Source organism: Actinoplanes sp. KI2, assembly GCF_025630775.1.
In the GTDB taxonomy this organism is placed as follows: domain Bacteria; phylum Actinomycetota; class Actinomycetes; order Mycobacteriales; family Micromonosporaceae; genus Actinoplanes.
This window is the reverse complement of the sequence record NZ_JAOSZE010000058.1, coordinates 17,262-35,048: the sequence shown is the minus strand read 5'-3', so window position 1 is coordinate 35,048 and position 17,787 is coordinate 17,262. Positions and strand designations below refer to the sequence as shown.

17 protein-coding genes are annotated in these 17,787 nt (G+C 72.7%); 14 read left to right on the top strand and 3 right to left on the bottom strand.

The genetic code is table 11. The features are described from left to right. Positions 1 to 50 precede the first annotated feature (50 nt). From ODJ79_RS40900 to ODJ79_RS40885, 4 genes are all read left to right on the top strand, one after another. On the top strand, positions 51 to 464 hold the full coding sequence (locus ODJ79_RS40900) for a subtilase-type protease inhibitor (protein ID WP_263029094.1): 414 nt from the start codon (positions 51 to 53) through the stop codon (positions 462 to 464). 42 nt (positions 465 to 506) lie between these two features. Further along, positions 507 to 908, top strand: a complete 402-nt coding sequence (locus ODJ79_RS40895) for a hypothetical protein (protein WP_263029093.1) — start codon at positions 507 to 509, stop codon at positions 906 to 908. A gap of 181 nt (positions 909 to 1,089) precedes the next feature. Continuing rightward, the gene (locus ODJ79_RS40890) at positions 1,090 to 1,482 is read left to right on the top strand and encodes a VOC family protein (protein WP_263029092.1); all 393 of its coding nucleotides are present in this window, start codon (positions 1,090 to 1,092) and stop codon (positions 1,480 to 1,482) included. Positions 1,483 to 1,698: 216 nt separating this feature from the next. Continuing rightward, positions 1,699 to 3,501: a PAS domain-containing sensor histidine kinase gene (locus ODJ79_RS40885; RefSeq protein WP_263029091.1), complete on the top strand. Its 1,803-nt coding sequence runs from the start codon at positions 1,699 to 1,701 to the stop codon at positions 3,499 to 3,501. Between the two features lie 12 nt (positions 3,502 to 3,513). On the opposite strand, the gene ODJ79_RS40880 is transcribed toward ODJ79_RS40885, so the two are convergent. Then, positions 3,514 to 4,860, bottom strand: a complete 1,347-nt coding sequence (locus ODJ79_RS40880) for a hypothetical protein (protein WP_411267422.1) — start codon at positions 4,858 to 4,860, stop codon at positions 3,514 to 3,516. Then, positions 4,857 to 5,906: an NAD-dependent epimerase/dehydratase family protein gene (locus ODJ79_RS40875; protein ID WP_263029089.1), complete on the bottom strand. Its 1,050-nt coding sequence runs from the start codon at positions 5,904 to 5,906 to the stop codon at positions 4,857 to 4,859. Before ODJ79_RS40875 ends, ODJ79_RS40880 begins: the two co-directional genes overlap by 4 nt. Positions 5,907 to 6,019: 113 nt before the next feature. Here ODJ79_RS40875 and ODJ79_RS40870 point away from each other — a divergent pair, with 113 nt between their 5' ends. The 10 genes from ODJ79_RS40870 (at position 6,020) to ODJ79_RS40825 (ending at position 17,275) form a co-directional block, all read left to right on the top strand. Further along, positions 6,020 to 6,679, top strand: a complete 660-nt coding sequence (locus ODJ79_RS40870; protein WP_263029088.1) for a glycosyltransferase family 2 protein — start codon at positions 6,020 to 6,022, stop codon at positions 6,677 to 6,679. Beyond that, on the top strand, positions 6,676 to 7,293 hold the full coding sequence (locus ODJ79_RS40865; RefSeq protein WP_263029087.1) for a TIGR04282 family arsenosugar biosynthesis glycosyltransferase: 618 nt from the start codon (positions 6,676 to 6,678) through the stop codon (positions 7,291 to 7,293). Before ODJ79_RS40870 ends, ODJ79_RS40865 begins: the two co-directional genes overlap by 4 nt. Then, positions 7,290 to 7,901: a class I SAM-dependent methyltransferase gene (locus tag ODJ79_RS40860; RefSeq protein WP_263029086.1), complete on the top strand. Its 612-nt coding sequence runs from the start codon at positions 7,290 to 7,292 to the stop codon at positions 7,899 to 7,901. Before ODJ79_RS40865 ends, ODJ79_RS40860 begins: the two co-directional genes overlap by 4 nt. Further along, positions 7,874 to 9,058, top strand: a complete 1,185-nt coding sequence (locus ODJ79_RS40855) for a molybdopterin-dependent oxidoreductase (RefSeq protein ID WP_263029085.1) — start codon at positions 7,874 to 7,876, stop codon at positions 9,056 to 9,058. Before ODJ79_RS40860 ends, ODJ79_RS40855 begins: the two co-directional genes overlap by 28 nt. Then, positions 9,055 to 9,459, top strand: a complete 405-nt coding sequence (locus tag ODJ79_RS40850) for a hypothetical protein (protein ID WP_263029084.1) — start codon at positions 9,055 to 9,057, stop codon at positions 9,457 to 9,459. The genes ODJ79_RS40855 and ODJ79_RS40850 overlap by 4 nt, the downstream gene beginning before the upstream one ends. A 10-nt stretch (positions 9,460 to 9,469) precedes the next feature. Further along, the gene (locus tag ODJ79_RS40845; protein WP_263029083.1) at positions 9,470 to 10,165 is read left to right on the top strand and encodes a response regulator transcription factor; all 696 of its coding nucleotides are present in this window, start codon (positions 9,470 to 9,472) and stop codon (positions 10,163 to 10,165) included. After that, positions 10,162 to 11,163, top strand: a complete 1,002-nt coding sequence (locus ODJ79_RS40840) for a sensor histidine kinase (RefSeq protein ID WP_263029082.1) — start codon at positions 10,162 to 10,164, stop codon at positions 11,161 to 11,163. The genes ODJ79_RS40845 and ODJ79_RS40840 overlap by 4 nt, the downstream gene beginning before the upstream one ends. A 182-nt stretch (positions 11,164 to 11,345) precedes the next feature. After that, positions 11,346 to 12,815 carry a M1 family metallopeptidase gene (locus tag ODJ79_RS40835; RefSeq protein ID WP_263029109.1) on the top strand — a complete coding sequence of 490 codons (1,470 nt, stop codon included), beginning with the start codon at positions 11,346 to 11,348 and terminating at the stop codon, positions 12,813 to 12,815. A 188-nt stretch (positions 12,816 to 13,003) separates the two neighbouring features. After that, positions 13,004 to 15,046 (top strand): putative bifunctional diguanylate cyclase/phosphodiesterase, encoded by a 2,043-nt coding sequence (locus tag ODJ79_RS40830; RefSeq protein ID WP_263029081.1) that lies wholly within the window; start codon positions 13,004 to 13,006, stop codon positions 15,044 to 15,046. A gap of 315 nt (positions 15,047 to 15,361) precedes the next feature. Further along, complete coding sequence (locus ODJ79_RS40825) at positions 15,362 to 17,275, top strand: LamG-like jellyroll fold domain-containing protein (protein WP_263029080.1); 1,914 nt, start codon at positions 15,362 to 15,364, stop codon at positions 17,273 to 17,275. Here ODJ79_RS40825 and ODJ79_RS40820 read toward each other — a convergent pair. Further along, positions 17,259 to 17,639 carry an STAS domain-containing protein gene (locus ODJ79_RS40820; RefSeq protein WP_263029079.1) on the bottom strand — a complete coding sequence of 127 codons (381 nt, stop codon included), beginning with the start codon at positions 17,637 to 17,639 and terminating at the stop codon, positions 17,259 to 17,261. The genes ODJ79_RS40825 and ODJ79_RS40820 overlap by 17 nt on opposite strands. Positions 17,640 to 17,787: the final 148 nt, after the last annotated feature.

The following is a 17,787-nucleotide window of genomic DNA, read 5'->3' as shown; positions in this document are numbered from 1 at the left end:
GAAGGGATGCGTCCCGATGAGCCGCGCCTTCCACAAGGAGGAGGGAAATCGTGATCCCCATTCACCACATCGGGATTCTCGCCACCAGCCTGTCCACCACGGCCGCGCTGATCGCCCCCGGCACCCCGGCCGCTGCGGCGCCGACGGCCCCCGCACCCGACAGCACGCTGGTGCTCGCCGTACTTCCCGCCGACCCCGGCGGCGTCCCGCCCCGGCTGGCCACGCTCGAGTGCGACCCGGACGGCGGCAGCTACGCCGCCGCGGGCTCGGCCTGCGACGATCTGCGCCTGGTCGACGGCGACATCGCCGCGCTCACCGACGACGGTGGCATCTGCACCCGGGTGTACCAGCCGGTGACGGCCATCGCGGTCGGCACCTGGGAAGGTAATCCCGTCGCGTACCGCGAAACCTTCTCGAACCGCTGCGTCCTGCTGCACGCCACGGGCGACGTATTCGATTTCTGAACCATCCGCCCGACCAATTTCACGCGCAGACAGGACGATGCAATGACGCAATTGTTCCGTGCCCTGGCCATGGCGTTCGCCATGGCGACCGCCTTGATCGCCGCCAACCCGGCAGCTGCCGCGTCGGCGCCATACACCGAATCCATCTCGGTGACCGAGTCGGGCGGGCTCGCCGGCACCACCGACGTCTTCTCGGTGGATGGCACCACCCTTGACGTGCGCGCGGCCCAGGCGCTGAGCCTGGCCGCCGGCCCCCAGTACCGCGCGCTGGCGCCGATCTACCTGCCGGCCAACCCGTGCTGCGACCGCCACCGCTACGTGGTCGTCACCCACTACAGCGACGACACCGACAAGATCGTCGTGACGATGGAGGGCGTTCCCGGCACGCCACCGGTCCTGCTGGAGGTCATCGACCTCGTGACAGCAACGGGAGCTGCGGCGTAGGCACAGATCGACGGTGCGCGAACCAGCCACCTTTACGGTCCGCAGGCCAGGTGCCTGCGGACCGCCCGTCGGCGCCGCCGCCGGCGATGCTCATGCGCAAGATCCGGCGCTCCGACGGAACGCAACGCGGCAGATGCCGACCTCCGACCCGGTGGTGAATCATTGGCGGGTGCGGCTTCGGATGGAACTCTTCGTCGAGGACATGGATGTCAGCGTCGCGTTCTACCGTGATCTGCTCGGGTTTCAGGTGGAGCGCCGCGCCGAGGACTACGCGAGCCTGCGCCGAGGCCTGGTCGTGCTCGGGCTCGGCCCGGTGGCGAAGCTGCCCGAGCAGGCGCAGGGGCACGGTTTCACCCGGCAGAGGCTCCAGGGCGCCAAAGGTGCCGGGGTCGAGATCGTGCTGGAGCTCGACAACCTGAAAATGCTCCAGCAACTCTATGCACACTGTCGGCGGCGGGGCCCGATCAGTGAACCTCTTCAGTTGCAGCCGTGGGGCCTGTACGACTTCCGGCTCACCGATCCGGATGGCTACTACCTGCGGATCACTCACGGCAACGCCGCCCGGACCGCCTGATCTCTCCGTGCCATCCGGGCGGGCGGCTGCTTTCATCGAACGCGGCTAAGGGCGTCGCGGCCGCGGCTAACCTGACCTTTATCAGGGCCGAGTGGGCAGGCACCAGCGTCGCGGGAAGGTCGCCCCTTGAGCAAGCTTCCGAAGGCGGTGTCCGGCGCGCGAGGTGGATCGCGATGGTACGTCGTGGCATCGGCGGCTCTGGTGACGGTGCTTGGCATGCTCTCCCTGGCGTCGCCGCCGCGCGCGCTGCTGTTCGGCACGGTGGCGTTGGGCCCGGCGGTCGCCGCGGTCGCGGCCCGGCCGCAGATCGTGCTGGCGGTCGGGGGATACGCGCTCGCCGTCGGCGCCGCGGTCTCCTCCTGGCAGGGCCTGGCCGGCACCGGCGACCAGCTCGGCCGGCTGGCGGTGGTGGCCGGGGCCACGGTGATCAGCTGCGTCCTCGCCCGGCACCAGGAGGTGCTGCGGCGCAGGACCGCCCGGATGTTGCGAGAGCAGCAACTGCTGGCCGCGGTCGTCGAGCAGTCCTTCGACGCGATCATTACCAGCACCCTGGACGGCATCGTGACCTCCTGGAACTCCGGAGCGGAGCTCATTTACGGCTACACCGCGGAGCAGGCCATCGGCCGGCCGGTCAGCTTCCTGCGGCCGGCCGGCCGGGAGGAGGCCGTCAACGGCGCGCTGAGCGAGCTGGCGAAGGGCCGGAAGATGCGCTTCGAGGATGCGCCGGGGCTGCGCAGCGACGGGTCGGCCCTGACGCTGTCGATTCTCGCCTCGCCGCTTCGCGACGAGGACGGCACCGTCGTCGCGGTGGCGGCCACCGAACGCGACATGACCGCGCAGAAGCTGGCCCTGGAGCGGTCGGCCCGGGCGGCCCGGCTGGAAAGCGTCGGGCAGCTGGCCGGCGGGATCGCGCACGACTTCAACAACCTGCTCGCCATCATCCTCAACTACTCCGACTTCCTCGCCGACGAGGTCAGCGGCCCGGCTGCCGACGATCTCGCGCGGATCCGCGACGCCGCCGGCCGGGCCCGATCGCTCATCAGCCAGCTGCTCACCTTCGCCAAGCGGGAACCCACCGAGGTGGAGATCGTCGACCTCAACGAGGTCGTCGCCGAGGCCGATGAGCTGCTGAGCCGCACCATCGGGGCGAACATCAGACTGGTGTGCCGGCCCGACACCGGCGCCGTACCGGTGAGCGCCAACCGCGGCCGCCTCAGCCAGATCCTGCTCAACCTCGTGGTCAACGCGCGCGACGCGATGCCCGACGGCGGCACAGTGGTGATCGAGACCGGCATCGCGGACCTGTCCGAGGACGAGGCCGGGCCGTTGCCGCCGGGCCGATACGCGCGGCTGACGATCAGCGACACCGGCGTCGGCATGACACCCGAGGTCCGCGACCGGCTCTTCGAGCCGTTCTTCACCACGAAGCCGGCCGATCAGGGCACCGGGCTGGGGCTGGCGACCGTGTACGGCATCGTGGGCGACGCGGGCGGGCACATCGGCGTGGCATCGGAGCCGGGCGCCGGCACCACCTTCCAGATCCTGCTGCCGGTGGCGAACCCGGCGTCCGAAGAGGCCGGCCGGGCCGGTGCCGCGCCGGGCGAGCGGGCGCCGGGCCACGGGGAGCTGATCGCGATCATCGAGGACGAGGACCACGTCCGCGACCTCGTGGACCGCATCCTGCGCGACGACGGATACCGGACCACGGCGATGCGCGGCGAGGCGATCCCCGACAACCTGGACGACGTGGCCCTGCTCGTCACCGACGTCATGCTGTCCGGCAGATCCGGACCATCGATCGCCGAGGAACTGTGCGGCCGGCACCCGGGCATGCGGGTGCTGTTCATGTCCGGCTACAGCGACACCGATCTGCGCCGACGCTACGAGATCGACGCCGGCATCCGCATCGTGCAGAAGCCGTTCACCGCGGTCGAACTGCTCGCCGGCGTCGCCGAAGCGCTCGCGCCCACCGACGGCCCGCCCCCGCCGGACCGAACCGCCACCACCGACGCGGCCTGACCGTTGGGCGCCTCACCAGACGGTGAGCACGATGTGGTTGACCACGAGCGCGACCGCCGCCTGCCCGATCAGCCAGCGGCGCCGCCGGTGGCCGGGCAGCAGCGCGGCGCCGGCCAGGAACCACACGGCGAACGGCAGCCAGATCCTCTCGACCTCGGCCTTGCTGTAGCCGGAAAGATCGGCGGCCAGGACGGCGGCCGCGGCGGCGAGCGGAAGCAGCCAGACGCCCCGACCGGCCCGTCGAAGACCGGCGCGGACCGCCGCCCGGCGAAGGATCACGGCCGCTGCCGGTCCTGCGGAGACCACCAGCACCGCCAGGTCGGCCCAGACCCAATAGAGGTACGGGCGGTGGGCGGCCAGGCCCTGGTAGTAGCGCCGGATGACCAGGTGGTAGCCGGTCAGCCAGTCGAAACCGGTCACGGTGAACGTGACCGCGACCGCGACCGTCCCGGCCGCCGCCCACCAGGCCGTCCGCCGGGGCGCGGGCGCGGCCAGGACCACCGCCGAGGCGATCGCCGCCATCAGCACCAGTCCATAGGAGAGGTACGCGCCGCAGGCCAGCAGCAGGCCGGCGGCGGCCGCGGCGGGCGGGGACCGGCGGACCACGCCGTACGCGAGCAGCGCGATCCCGGTGGCGGTGACCCCGGCGAACAGGCCATCGGCGGAGACACCGATCCAGACGGCGCCGGGGAACAGCGCGACGAACGGCGCCGCGGCACGCGCGGACTCCTCGCGGTCGAGCAGCCGGACGGTGGCCGGGACGGCCACGGCGGTGAGCCCGCCGACGGCGATGCACAGCAGGCCGGCCCAGGCGCCACCGGACAGGCCGGCCCGGTCGAGGCCGACGAAGACCAGCAGCGCGCCGGGTGGGTGGCCCGCGACGTGGGTGGTCCACGAGTCCGGCTGATGATCGAGGATCCGGGCGGTGAAGCCCCGCAGCATCGCCGGGACGCTCGTCACGCCCGGCACCTCGGTCAGGTACTCCGGACGGGTGGTCAGCCGGCCCGCCACGCCGCGTTGCCAGCCGTCGACCAGCGCGAGCGACAGCGTCCAGGCGACCGCGGTCAGGTAGCAGACCGCGAGCAGCCGTCGCCAGGGCAGGCGCGCGGCCACCGCCGGCCCGTAGCCGCACACCAGCGCCGCCACCGCGATGGCGAGCGGCGTGCCCGGCCCCGCGTGCGGCAGCCAGTGCGCGAACAGGGGCGCCGCGCCGGCGTGCACCGGATGACCGAGCAGCTGGAGGATCCCGGCGGCGATGGCCGCCGCCGCGAACAGGGCGAGCGACAGGCCGGCGACGAGACGGTCGGTCAACGGCCCGACGCTGCGGGAGCGGGTGATGGCGGGCAAAGTTGGCGTCATCCGCGCAGCGGGGCGGAGGCGAACTCGGCGACGCCCTCGGCGAGCCCGACCCGGGCCCGGAAGCCGAGCTCGGTGGCGGCCCGGTCCGGGCGGGCGACCACGTGCCGGACGTCGCCCAGCCGGAACTCGCCGGTGGTCACCGGCGCCGGGCCACCGGCGGCGCGAGACAGCTCGGCCGCGAGCTCGCCCACCGTCGCGGGCCGGCCGGACGCGACGTTGTACGCCCGCCACCCGCCGAGCGTCTCGGTGGCCGCGACGGCGGCCAGGTTGGCGGCGGCGACGTCGCGGACGTGGACGAAGTCGCGGCGCTGGCCGCCGTCCTCGAACACTCGGGGCGGCCGGCCCGCCTCGACCAGGGACCGGAAGATCGCCGCGACGCCGCTGTACGGGGTGTCGCGGGGCATCCCCGGCCCGTACACGTTGTGATAGCGCAGCGCGGCGACGGCACCCCCGGTCTGCCGGGCCCACGCGGCGGTCAGGTGCTCCTGGGCGACCTTGGTGGCGGCATAGACGCTGCGCGGGTCGAGTGGCGCGTCCTCGCCGACCAGCTCCGGTACGAGCGGGGTACGGCAGATCGGGCAGGGCGGCTCGAAGACGCCCGCCGCCAGGTCGGCCACGACGCGGGGCCCGGGCCGGACCCGGCCGTGCTCGGCGCAGGAGTAGCCGCCCTCGCCGTACACGACCATGGAACTGGCCAGCACGAGCCGGTGCACGCCGGCCCTGGCCATCCGGGCGAGCAGGACGGCGGTGCCCAGGTCGTTGCAGCCGACGTAGTCCGGGAGGTCGTCCAGGTCGACGCCGAGCCCGACCATCGCCGCCTGGTGCACGACCACGTCCACATCGGTCAGTGCGGCGGCGACCGCGCCGGGGTCGCGCAGATCCGCCCGGGTCACCGGCACCCCGGCGACCTCGGCGGGCAGCGGGCCGCGATGGGCGGCGGGGTGGCCGCAGTCGAGGACGGTCACCTCGCAGCCGGAGGCGGTCAGCGTCGCGACGACATGGGATCCGATGAAGCCGGCACCGCCGGTCACGAGTACGTGTGTCACGGCGCCGACGCTAGGCCGCGACGGGCACCGGCGGAGCGTGCGTCAGCGGTTCGTAAGAGTTCGTCATCGGCGCGTAAGCCCTGTTCCGGGCCTTGGTCAATAGCGTCGTCGGCATGACCGATGTGGTGCTGCCCTGCCGGAACGAGGCTCCCGCCCTGCCCGGCCTGCTGGCCCGGATGCCGGCCGGCTACCGGGCGATCGTCGTCGACAACGGCTCGACCGACGGCTCGGCCGCGGTGGCCCGCGCCTGCGGCGCCGAGGTGATCGCCGTGGCCGAACCCGGATACGGCGCCGCGGTGCACGCCGGCGTTCTCGGGGCCGACCCGGACGACGGCGTGCTCTGCGTGATGGACGCCGACGGCTCGTTCGACCCGGCACAGCTGCCGGCGATGGTCCGGCCGGTGCGCGACGGCGAGGCCGAGCTGGCGACGGCCAGGCGCCGGCCGGTCGGTCGCGGGGTCTGGCCCTGGCACGCCCGCGCCGGCAACGCCCTGCTGGCCCGGCGGATCCGCCGCACCACCGGCCTGAGGGTGCACGACATCGGGCCGATGCGCGCCGTACGCCGCGCCGACCTGCTCGCCCTCGGCCTGCGCGACCGCCGGTTCGGGTACCCCCTCGAACTGCTGATCGCGGCCGGCCGGGCCGGTTGGCGGGTCACCGAGATCGACGTGGACTACCTGCCGCGCGCCGCCGGCACCCGGTCGAAGGTGACCGGAACGACGCTCGGCACCGCCCGCGCGATCCGGGACATGAGCCGGGTGCTGGCCCGGTGAACGCCCGCGTGGTCGTGCTCGCCAAGGTGCCGACGCCGGGCCGGGTCAAGACCCGCCTGTGCCCGCCCTGCTCGCCGGAGCAGGCGGCCCGGGTGGCGGCCGCGGCGCTGGCCGACACCGTCGCGGCGGTGGACGCGTCGGGCGCCGCGACCCGGGTCCTGGCCACCGACCGCCCCGGTGCGGCGCCGGTCGGCTGGTCGGGCGCGCTGCAGCGGGGCGGCCCGCTGGGGGAGCGGCTGGCGAACGCATTCGCCGACCTGCGGCCGGCCCTGCTGATCGGGATGGACACGCCGCAGCTGACCGGCGGCCACCTCGACGAGGCGCTGCGCCTGCTGGCCGGCGCGGACGCGGTGTTCGGGCCGGCCGAGGACGGCGGCTGGTGGGCGCTGGGTCTGCGCGATCCCGGCCACGCCGAGGTGCTGCGCGACATTCCGACCTCGACCGCGACGACCGGGGCGCGGACCCGCGACGCGCTGCTCCGGCGTGGGCTGCGGATCGCGGAGCTGCCCCGGCTGCGCGACGTCGACACCGCGCCGGACGCGTACGCCGTGGCCGCCCTCTGCCCGGCGGGCCGGGCCTTTCCCGGCGCGGTCGCCGCGGAGGTGCCACGATGAGCGCGGCGACGCTCTTCGATGCCATGTTCCGCCGATCGGCGCCGGTCACCGTCCGCCACCCGAACGGGGCCGAGCACCGGTTCGACCCGATCGCCTGGTGCCATTCCCGGGCCGGGGACGAGGCGCTGCTGGCTCGCTGTGCCGGGCCGACCCTGGACGTCGGCTGCGGCCCCGGCCGGCTGGCCGGCGCGCTGGCCGGCCGCGGCTGTCCCACGCTGGGCATCGACATCAGCGAGACCGCCGTACGGCTGGCCCGCCGGCGCGGCGCCGCCGCCCTGCGCCGGGATGTCTTCGGCCGGGTGCCGGGCGAGGGCCGCTGGCAGCACCTGCTGCTCGCCGACGGCAACATCGGCATCGGTGGTGACCCGGCACGGCTGCTGCGCCGCTGCCGCCGGTTGCTGGCGCCCGGCGGCCGGCTGCACGTCGAGGCGGCCGCGCCGGGCACGGCCGGCTGGTCCGGCGCGGCCGTCGCCGACGACGGCAGCCGCTTGCCGTGGGCCTGCGTGCCCGTCGACGACCTCGCCGCGCTCGCCGCGGCGACCGCGATGCGAGTGCTGGACACGTGGACGGAGGCGGACCGATGGTTCGCGACGCTGACCGCACACTGACCCGGCGGCTGCGGGACCGGTGGCAGGCGCCGCTGCCCGAGCCGCCGGCGGCCCTGCGGCGCGGCCCGTTTCGAGAGGGGGCCTTCCCGTCGCGGTTGCGCTCCGCCGGGCTGACCAGCCGGTTGGGCGTAGCGCTCGGCGTGGCGTTTGCCGTCTGCTTCGTCACCGGGCTGCTCAGCCACCTGATCCAGCATCCGCCCGGGTGGTTCTGGTGGCCGTCGCGGCCGGTCGGGCTCTACCGGGTCACCCAGGGCGTGCATGTGGCGACCGGGCTGGCCTGCGTGCCGCTGCTCGGCGTCAAGCTCTGGTCGGTCTACCCGCGGCTGTTCGCCTGGCCGCCGATCCGGTCGATCGCGCACGGCGCCGAGCGGGTCGCCGTCGCGGCGCTGGTGGCCGCGGCGCTGTTCCAGGTGCTCAGCGGAGTCCTGAACATCGCGCACTGGTACGCGCCGATGCCGTTCTTCTTCACCGCCGGGCACTACTGGGTGGCCTGGCTGGCGGCCGGCGCGCTGCTGATCCACGTGGGCGTGCAACTGCCGGTCGCGCGGGCGGCGTTGCGGCGCCCGGTAGAGCCCGCCCGGCGGGCGTTGCTGACCGGGGTCGCGGCGGCGGCCGGCCTGATCACCTTGACCACCATCGGGCAGACCGTACGGCCGCTGTCCGGTCTCGGCCTGCTCGCGCCGCGCCGGCCGGACATCGGCCCGCAGGGGCTACCGGTGAACCGGACCGCGGCCGCCGCCGGCATCGTCACCGACCCCGGATACCGGCTGGTGCTGACCGGTCCGGCGGGGGAGCGGAGTCTCGATCTGGCCGCGTTGAACGCGCTGCCCCAGCACACCGCCGAGCTGCCGATCGCCTGCGTCGAAGGGTGGAGCGCGGACGCGGTCTGGGGCGGGATCCGGCTGCGGGACCTGGTGACGCTCGCCGGCGGCGACCCGGATCGGGCCACGGTGCTGGTCGAGTCGTCGGAGCGGCGCGGCCGCTACCGGGCCGCCACGGTGCCGCCCGAGCACGTGCGCGATCCGCTGACCCTGATCGCGCTGCGGGTCGGCGGGCGGGTGCTGCACCCCGACCACGGCTACCCGGCCCGGCTGATCGCGCCCAACCGGCCCGGCGTGCTGCAAACCAAATGGGTGGCAAGGATCAGCGTGCGATGAAGACCCGAGTCGCACTGGTCACGGTGGGTGCGGTGCTCATCGCGTACGCAATGGTTGGTGTCCTTGCCGACGCGGACGCCGATCCGATCGGCATGCTGGTGTTTCTCCTGGCCGTTCTGGTCGGTCACGACCTGGTGTGGATGCCGGTGGCGCTCGCCGCCGGCCTGCTGATCGCCCGGGGCGGCACGCGTGTCCGGACCGCCGCGCTGGTGGCCGCCGCGGTGGGGATCGTCGGGCTGCCGCTGGTGCTCGGGATCGGCCGACCGGCGGACAACCCGTCGGTGCTGCCCCTGCACTATGGCCGCAACCTGGTCCTGATTCTGCTGGTGGTGGCGGCGGTGCCGGCGGGCGCGGCGATCCGTAAGAAGTTCGCAAGGCCGCGACGGCGCGCCGGTCGGTAGCGTGAGCGGGGTGGGACATCGGGTGCTGGTCGTCGACGACGATCCGACCGTGAGCGACGTCGTCCGCCGCTACCTGGAACAGGACGGCTGCTCGGTGCGGCTGGCGGCGGACGGCGCCGACGGGCTGGCCGCGGTCGCCGCCGAGCGCCCCGATCTGGTCGTGCTCGACCTGATGATGCCCGGCATCGACGGCATCGAGGTGTGCCGGCGGCTGCGCCGTCGGCTGCCCGACCTGCCAGTGATCATGCTGACCGCGCTCGGCGAGGAGGCCGACCGGGTGCTCGGCCTCGAGGTCGGCGCCGACGACTACGTCACCAAGCCGTTCTCGCCCCGCGAGCTCGTGCTGCGGATCCGATCGGTGCTGCGCCGCGCCGTGCCGGCCGCCGACCCGGCACCGCCCGCCTCGATCGCCGACGGCGGCCTGCGGCTGGACACCGCTCGCCGGCTGGCCGAGCTGGACGGCGCGCCGCTGTCGCTCACCGTCCGCGAGTTCGACCTGCTGGTCTTCCTGATCTGCCATCCCGGCCGGGCGTGGTCGCGCGCCGAGCTGCTGGACAAGGTGTGGGGCTGGCAGTTCGGCGACCAGTCCACCGTCACCGTGCACGTGCGGCGCCTGCGGGAGAAGATCGAGCCCGATCCCGCCGAGCCGCGCCGCCTGCTCACCGTCTGGGGTATCGGCTACCGCTACGAGCCGGGTGAGTCGTGACCGACACCCTGCTCATCGGCCTGTACGCGCTCGCCGCCGGCGCGGTGGTCGCCGCCGCGGGCGCCGCGGTGCTGAGGCTGCTGCGCGGCCGGTCGATCCTCGTGCACATCGTGGTGCTGCTGGCCGTGACGGTGCTGGCCGTGGTGGCCGGTGTCGCCGTGGTCGCCCGCGCGATGTTCATCTCCGGCCACGACATGCGGGTCGTGCTGCTCACCATCTGCGCCGCCGCCGTGGTCAGCCTGGCCGTCGGCGTGATCTTCGGTCGTCGGCTGGCCGCCTCGGCGGTCTGGGCCGAGCAGGCCCGCGACCGGGAACGCCGGCTCGAGGCCGGCCGCCGCGAACTGGTCGCCTGGGTGTCGCACGACCTGCGCACACCGCTCGCCGGGATGCGGGCGATGGCCGAGGCGCTCGAGGACGGCGTCGTCGCCGAGCCGGAGGCGGTGGCCGAGTACCACCGGCGGCTGCGGGTCGAGACCGGCCGGATGACCCAGCTCGTCGACGACCTGTTCGAGCTGTCCCGGATCAACGCGGGCGCGCTGCGCCTGGTCCCGACCACCGTGCCGCTGCGCGAGGTGGTCTCCGACGCGATCGCCGGCGTCGCGCCGCTCGCCGCCGGCAAGAAGATCACCCTGGTCGCGGCGGAGACCGGCTGGCCGACCGTACGAGGCAGCGAACGCGAACTCGCCCGCGTAGTCCGGAACCTGCTGATCAACTCGGTCCGCTACACCCCGGCCGACGGCACGGTGCACATCGACGCCGGCCGCGAACGCGACGCGGTCTGGCTGGCCGTCTCGGACACCTGCGGCGGCATACCCGACGGCGACCTCGACCGGGTCTTCGACATCGCGTTCCGGGGCGAGCCCGCCCGCACCCCCGGCACCGGTGGCGGGCTAGGCCTGGCGATCGTCCGCGGGCTGGTCGAGGCGCACGGCGGGCAGGTGGGAGTCCGCAACACCGGCGGCGGGTGCCGCTTCGAGGTACGCCTCCCGGCCGCTTGACCGCCTGCCGTAAGGCGGTTGCCCCGGCCGATGAAGGTTCGTGGCGCATTACGAGAAGTCGAACGCGGCCGTCGATGCCGACTATCGTTATTAACAGATAGTTTTAAATACGTCGATACCCTGCCCGAGCGGGCTCGGCAACCGAGCCGCGAGGAGGGAGATTCGTGCTTCGGAGAACCATCATGGTGACGGCGGCCGTCCTCGCCGCCGTCCTCGGCGTGCAGACCGGTGCCGAGGCTGCCCCGGCGCCCGGCAGCCCTGGCGCGGGCGACGTCTACTACCCGGACTACGGCAACGGGGGGTACGACGTCGCGCACTACGACATCCGCCTGCGTTACTACCCGGACACCGACCGGCTGACCGGCACCACCACGATCCTGGCCACCGCCACCCAGGACCTTTCCGCGTTCGACCTGGACTTCGTGCTTCACACCCAGTCGGTACGGGTCAACAACCGTCCCGCCGGGTTTGCGCGCCAGGGCGACCACGAACTCGTCGTCACCCCCGCCCGGCCGGTGGCGGAGGGCGAACCGCTGACGATTGTGGTTCAGTACGACGACGTACCGTCCTCGGTCGTCGCGTCCGGATTCACCTCGTGGAACCGCACCGACGACGGCGCGCTCGCCGTGAACGAGCCGGAGATCGCCTGGTGGTGGTACCCGAGCAACGACCACCCCACGGACAAGGCGAGTTTCGACGTGTCCGTCCTGGTGCCGGACGGCGTGGAGGCGATCTCCAACGGCGTGCCGACGAGGTGGGCGCAACCGGCGTTCACCGGGTGGAACCGCTGGTCCTGGCGGCAGACCAAGCCCCAGGCCACGTACCTGACGTTCCTGGCGATCGGCGATTTCGACACCTATCAGGACACCTCCGCGGACGGCAGCCCGATCATCACCGCCTACAACAGGCGCCTGGACGCGGCCACCGCCGCCGCCGCGCGGACCAGCGTGGAGCGCACCGACGAGATCCTCGACTGGGAGGCCGGTTTGTTCGGGCCCTATCCGTTCGACGCCCGCGGCGGCGTGGTCACCGGCGCCGGCGATCAGGGCTTCGCCCTGGAGAACCAGACCCGGCCGGTGTACGACGGGCGCTCGTTCACCCGCGGCTCGAACGACTCGTTGATCGTCCACGAACTGGCCCACCAGTGGTTCGGCGACGCGGTCTCCGTCGGGCAGTGGAAGGACATCTGGCTGAACGAGGGCTTCGCGTCCTACGCGCAGTGGCTCTGGTCGGAAAACCAGGGCGAGGGCACGGCCGCCGAGATCGCCGCGTACGTGTACTCCGAGGTCCACCCGGCCGACGACCCGTTCTGGCAGGTACTGCCCGGCGACCCCGGCGCCACGCGGCTCTTCGACGACGCCGTCTACGACCGCGGCGCGCTCACGTTGCACCACCTGCGCGAACTCGTCGGTGACGAGACCTTCTTCGCGATCCTGCGGGCGTGGACGACCACGCACCGGTACGGTGCCGGCACCACCGAGGAGTTCCAGGCGCTCGCCGAGAAGATATCCGGCGCGAACCTCGACGCCTTCTTCCGGACCTGGCTCTTCACGCCCGGCCGCCCGGAGCTGGGCCTCGCCGCGCTGACCGCACCGGCCGAGCCCAAGTCCTGGCCGAAGATCGTCGCCGCGCAGGCAGCCGCGCACCGGTAGCCGGCGCCCGCACATCCGGACGATGGCCGGCCGCCGCCGCGAGGTGGCGCCGGCCATCACCGCCTCGGCAGGACCCGCTCGGCCACGCTGATCCCGCCGAGGTTGGGCCGGATTCCCCTCAGGGTCAGTGGTCTCCGGCCGATCGTGAGCCGGATATTGCTGTCGGGGCGGGGTGTGGTGATCTGGTGGTGGGCGACACGCGAACGGCCGCTGGGGTGGGGGATGCCTGGTTCCAGGCGCTGGTGAACCTGAGCCCGGACACCATCTTCGTGATCTGTGACGGCTACCACGTGTATGCGAACGCCCGTGGACTCCGGTTGCTGGGTGCGCGCAGCCTCGCCGATCTGCAGGACCGGCCCGCGATCGAGTTCCTGCATCCGGACTACCGGGATCCGGGTGCCGCGCGGATGCGCTCGCTGATCGCGGACGGTGAGGAGATGCAGTACGTCGAGGAGAAGCTGATCCGTCTCGACGGCAGGGTCGTCGACACCGAGGCCGCGGGCACGCTGTGGGAGTTCGACGGTCGCCCGGCGGCGCTCATCTTCACCCGTGAGATCACCGAACGTAAGCAGGCGGAGGCCGAACTTGCCGCCGCCCAACAGCGCTTCCTGGCCGCGTTCCGCCACGCGCCCACGGGAATGGCGATACTCGACGCCGCGGGATCGGTGACCGAGACGAACCCGGCGCTGGAAGCGTTGCTCGCGCTGCCCGCCGACGACATCATGGGCCGGCCGTACTGGCAGTGGATCGACGCGTCCGATCGGCAGCAGGCGCTTTCCGCTTTCCACGCCCTGGCCGACGGAACGGTCGACACCATTCGCGGTGACCTGCGCTTCCGCCGTTCCGACGGCGCGCAGGCCTGGGTGCACGCCTGCGTGGGCGCGCTGGCCGGCAGCGGCTCGTTCGTGGCTCACCTGAGCGATGTCACCGCCGCCAAGAATCAGGCGGCCCAGCTCGAGGACCTGGCCATGACGGACGCCCTCACCGGCCTGGCCAACCGCCGGCGCCTGGAGCGGGAGCTGCAGGCGGCGATGGCGGCCGGCCCGGTGCAGGTCGCGCTGCTGGACCTGGACGACTTCAAGGGCGTCAACGACCGTCTCGGGCACGGCGTCGGTGATCAGCTGCTGGCCGTGCTCGCCGGCCGGCTCCGCGCCGCCCTGGACCCGGACACGCTCGTCGCGCGGATGGGCGGCGACGAGTTCGCGATCATGATGCCGGAGGCCTCCGACGCGACCGCCGACCTCAGCATCTCCCGGCTGGTCGAAGCCCTGCGCACCCCGATCCGCGCAAAGGGGTACGACCTGCTGGTCAGGGCCAGCATCGGCGTCACGGACAGCACCGGCACCACGGACCCGTACGAGGTGCTGCGCCGCGCCGACGTGGCCATGTACGCGGCCAAGGAATCCAGCGACCAATACCGCCGCTACCTCGATGAGCTCGACTCGGACTCCGACGAGCAGGCCCGCATCGGCGCGGAGCTGCGCACCGCGCTGGACACCGGCCAGTTCCGCGTCCATTACCAGCCCATCGTCGAGCTGCCGCACGGGGCCATCCGGGCGGTGGAGGCCCTGGTGCGGTGGGAGCATCCGACCCGCGGGTTCGTCCCGCCGGACAGGTTCATTCCCGCCGCCGAACGCAACGGGCTCATCGTCGAGCTCGGCACCTGGGTGCTGCGGACCGCGTGCGCCCAGGCCGCCCGGTGGCTGTCCGAGCTCGGTGACCGGGCGCCGGGCCGGGTCACGGTCAACGCCTCGGCCCGCCAGCTCGCCCAGCCGGGTTTCTCCCGGATCGTCGCGGCGACCTTGGCCGAGACCGGTCTGCCGGCCGAGCGGCTCGCCATCGAGGTGACCGAGACGGCGGTGTTCGGCGGTCGCCAGGCCGTGCAGGCGCTCCACGAGCTGCGTGAGCTGGGTGTCCAGATCGCGCTCGACGACTTCGGCACCGGTCACTCTTCGCTCGGACTGCTGCAGACCGTCCCCGTCGACGTCCTCAAGGTCGACAAATCGTTCGTCGACAACATCACCGAGGCCGGGCGACACGCCGTCATCGCCACCGCCCTCATCCAGGTCGCCGACGGCCTCGGACTGACCGCCGTCGCCGAGGGCGTCGAGACCGCGGAACAGGCCGCCGAACTGCACCGCCTCGGCTACCGCGTCGCCCAGGGCTACCACTTCGGCAGGCCGGTGCCCGAGCCGGACTTCGCCCCGGACCTGGCCGAAGCCCACCGTTAGCCGATAGCTGCGGCGCGCGTGCCCCGAATCGCATCGACAGTCGTCGTATTCTGTTCGTCGGCCGGTCAGCCGCAGGTCGCTCTCGCGCAGCAGGCTCGTCCAGGATGACGAACGGCGCCGTTGCCGTCGGGTGGGGTGTCCTGGTGGCCTTCCTCGACCGGTCGACGCGCCGGCCGGCAGGCATGTCGACCGGATGTGCGCGGCTTTGCTGATCGCGGGTGCGGCGGTCACGGTCGCCGGTGTGGCCGCGGCAGCGGTTCACTGGTAGTGGGCGGGTTCGGACCTTCGTCCCGAGCATTCTTCGGAGGCAAGGCAATGCGCGAACACGATCACGGCCACGGGCCGGCCGGACCGAGCCGGCGTAACCTGCTGCGTGCCGGGGCGCTGGCCGGTGCGGGGGCGGCGGCGACCTTCTGGCCGCTGAGCGCGACACCCGCGCCCGCCGGCTCCTGGCGGTCCGGTGGGCCCCCGGATCCGGCCGCACCGCAGTTCACGTTGGCGATCATGCCGGACACCCAGTTCCTGTACTGGGGCAGCCAGGGCAGCATCAACCCGGCGCCGCAGGAGGCCTCGTTCCGCTACATCGTCGACAGTGCCGACGACAACATCGTTTTCATGGCGCACCTGGGCGATCTGACGCAGGATGGCTCCCCGGCCTCGTTCGCGGCGGTCGGCAAGAGTTTCGACCTGCTCGACTCGTACGGCGTCGGGTACAGCGTGCTGGCCGGCAACCACGACGTGTCGGGTGACGACACCCGGGGCACCACGCCGTACCTGCAGACCATGGGGCCGCAGCGGTTCGGGCGCTGGAAGACGTTCGCCGGCTCGGACGCCGGCGGCTACAACACGGCGCACATCTTCCGCGCCGGCGGCCGGGAGTGGCTGCTGCTGGCGCTGGACTGGCGGATGTCGGCGCAGGGCTTCGCCTGGGCCAACCGGTTCATCGCCGACCACCCGCGGCTGCCGGTGATCCTGACGACCCACGACCTGGTCGGGTCGTCGTACGACGACACCGTCTACCCCTACGAATCCGGCGATCCGGAGGACAACGCGGTCCTCTCGGGGTACGGCCGGCAGCTCTGGGACGGGCTGATCAACGACAACGACCAGATCTTCCTGGGCATCAACGGGCACCACTGGCCGCCCGGGCGTACCACTATCGGGAACGCCGCCGGCAACGACGTGCACCTGCACATCACGAACTATCAGAACCGCTACTTCGGTGGCGCCGCGATGCTGCGGCTCTACCATTTCGACCTGGCCCGCAACGTCATCGACGTGGAGACGGTCGCGCCCTACTTCCTGGCCCAGGATGCGGACGAGCGCAGCCCGCTGGCCGCTCAGCATCTGCGGCTGACCACCCCGGTCGATCTGTTCTCGATGCCGATCGACTTCGCGAAGCGGTTCGCGGGCTTCCTCCCGGTCCCGCCGCGTCCGGCCCGGCCGGCGAACCGGATGGTGGTGCCCGGGACGCTCGCGTACTGGCGCTTCGACAGCGGCGGCGTGAGTGGCAGCCCGGTCGGTGCCGGCGAGACCGTCCGGGATCTGTCCGGGCGCGGCAACGACCTGACCGTCGCGGTGGTCCCGGGCAGCGCCGCCGACGCGCTGACCTGGTCGGGCGACCACCACCCGGACCAGCCCGGCCACGCCGGCCTGCGCTTGGTCGGCGGGCGCAACCCGCTGCACGGCGCCTACCTGACGACCGGCCCGGCGGCCCCGCTGAACGCCGAGACGTTCAACCACGGCTACACCATCGAGGCGTTCCTCAAGATCCCGCTGGACTGGGACGGCGGCAACAACGCCTGGATGTCGGTGCTCACCCGCCGGGGCCAGGCCGGTGCGGCCGGCAAGAGCGGCAAGAACACCGATCCCAAGGAGCCGCTGGCCGGGCTCAGCATCTCGAACAACGGCCGCGAGCCGCAGTTCAACTTCTACCCGCTGAGCCAGACCTACCCGACGACCAACTGGGGCCATGGGTTGTTCGAGGAGGTCTGGTGGCACGTCGCCGTCGTCAACGACGGCAAGCACACCATCATGTACGTCGAGGGCAGTCCCGTCCTCGACAACCCGTCCACCCTGTCCGTCGGCATCGCGTCGCTCGGCCTGCCCTGGTTGCTCGGCGGCCATGAGTACGCGGGCGCGGTCGACAACGTCTTCCACGGCTGGATCGGCGACGTACGCGTCGTCAACCGTCCCCTGCCGGCCAACCAGTTCATGAACGCCAAATAGGGTTCGTGTTGCGGCCTTCGGCCGGCGGCGGTGGGGTGCCGGCCTTCCCGTCGTGCAGGCGCTGCGGTGGCACGCCGGCTTTGGCCAGTTGGTGGGCGATGCGCGCGGACGTGTGGTGGACGCAGACCGCGACCTGGTGGTCGTCGCCGAGCTCGCAGGCCGCCGACACGGTGCCGGCACTGATCGGATCGAGTCGGTACACGGCGGACAGGTCGAGGATGAGCCGTGACGGCCGGACCTTCCGTACTGTGTGGACCAAGACCCGCTGCAGGTGTACGGCGTCGTCGGCATCGACGACACCGGACGGTCGGATGACAACTGTGCCGTCGGGTTCTGTGCACACGTCGATCGCCGGCGCGTCCATTCGGTTCGCCCCTTCGTCACCTACCGTTCAGTACTGAGGTCACGGTACGACTGGAGCGGTGCCGAGTCGATTGGATCATCGGTCACATCTGGTGGCCGTCCGACCGCGGTGAGCATGCCCATCGAGGGTTGATCGCGCGGGCAAGGAG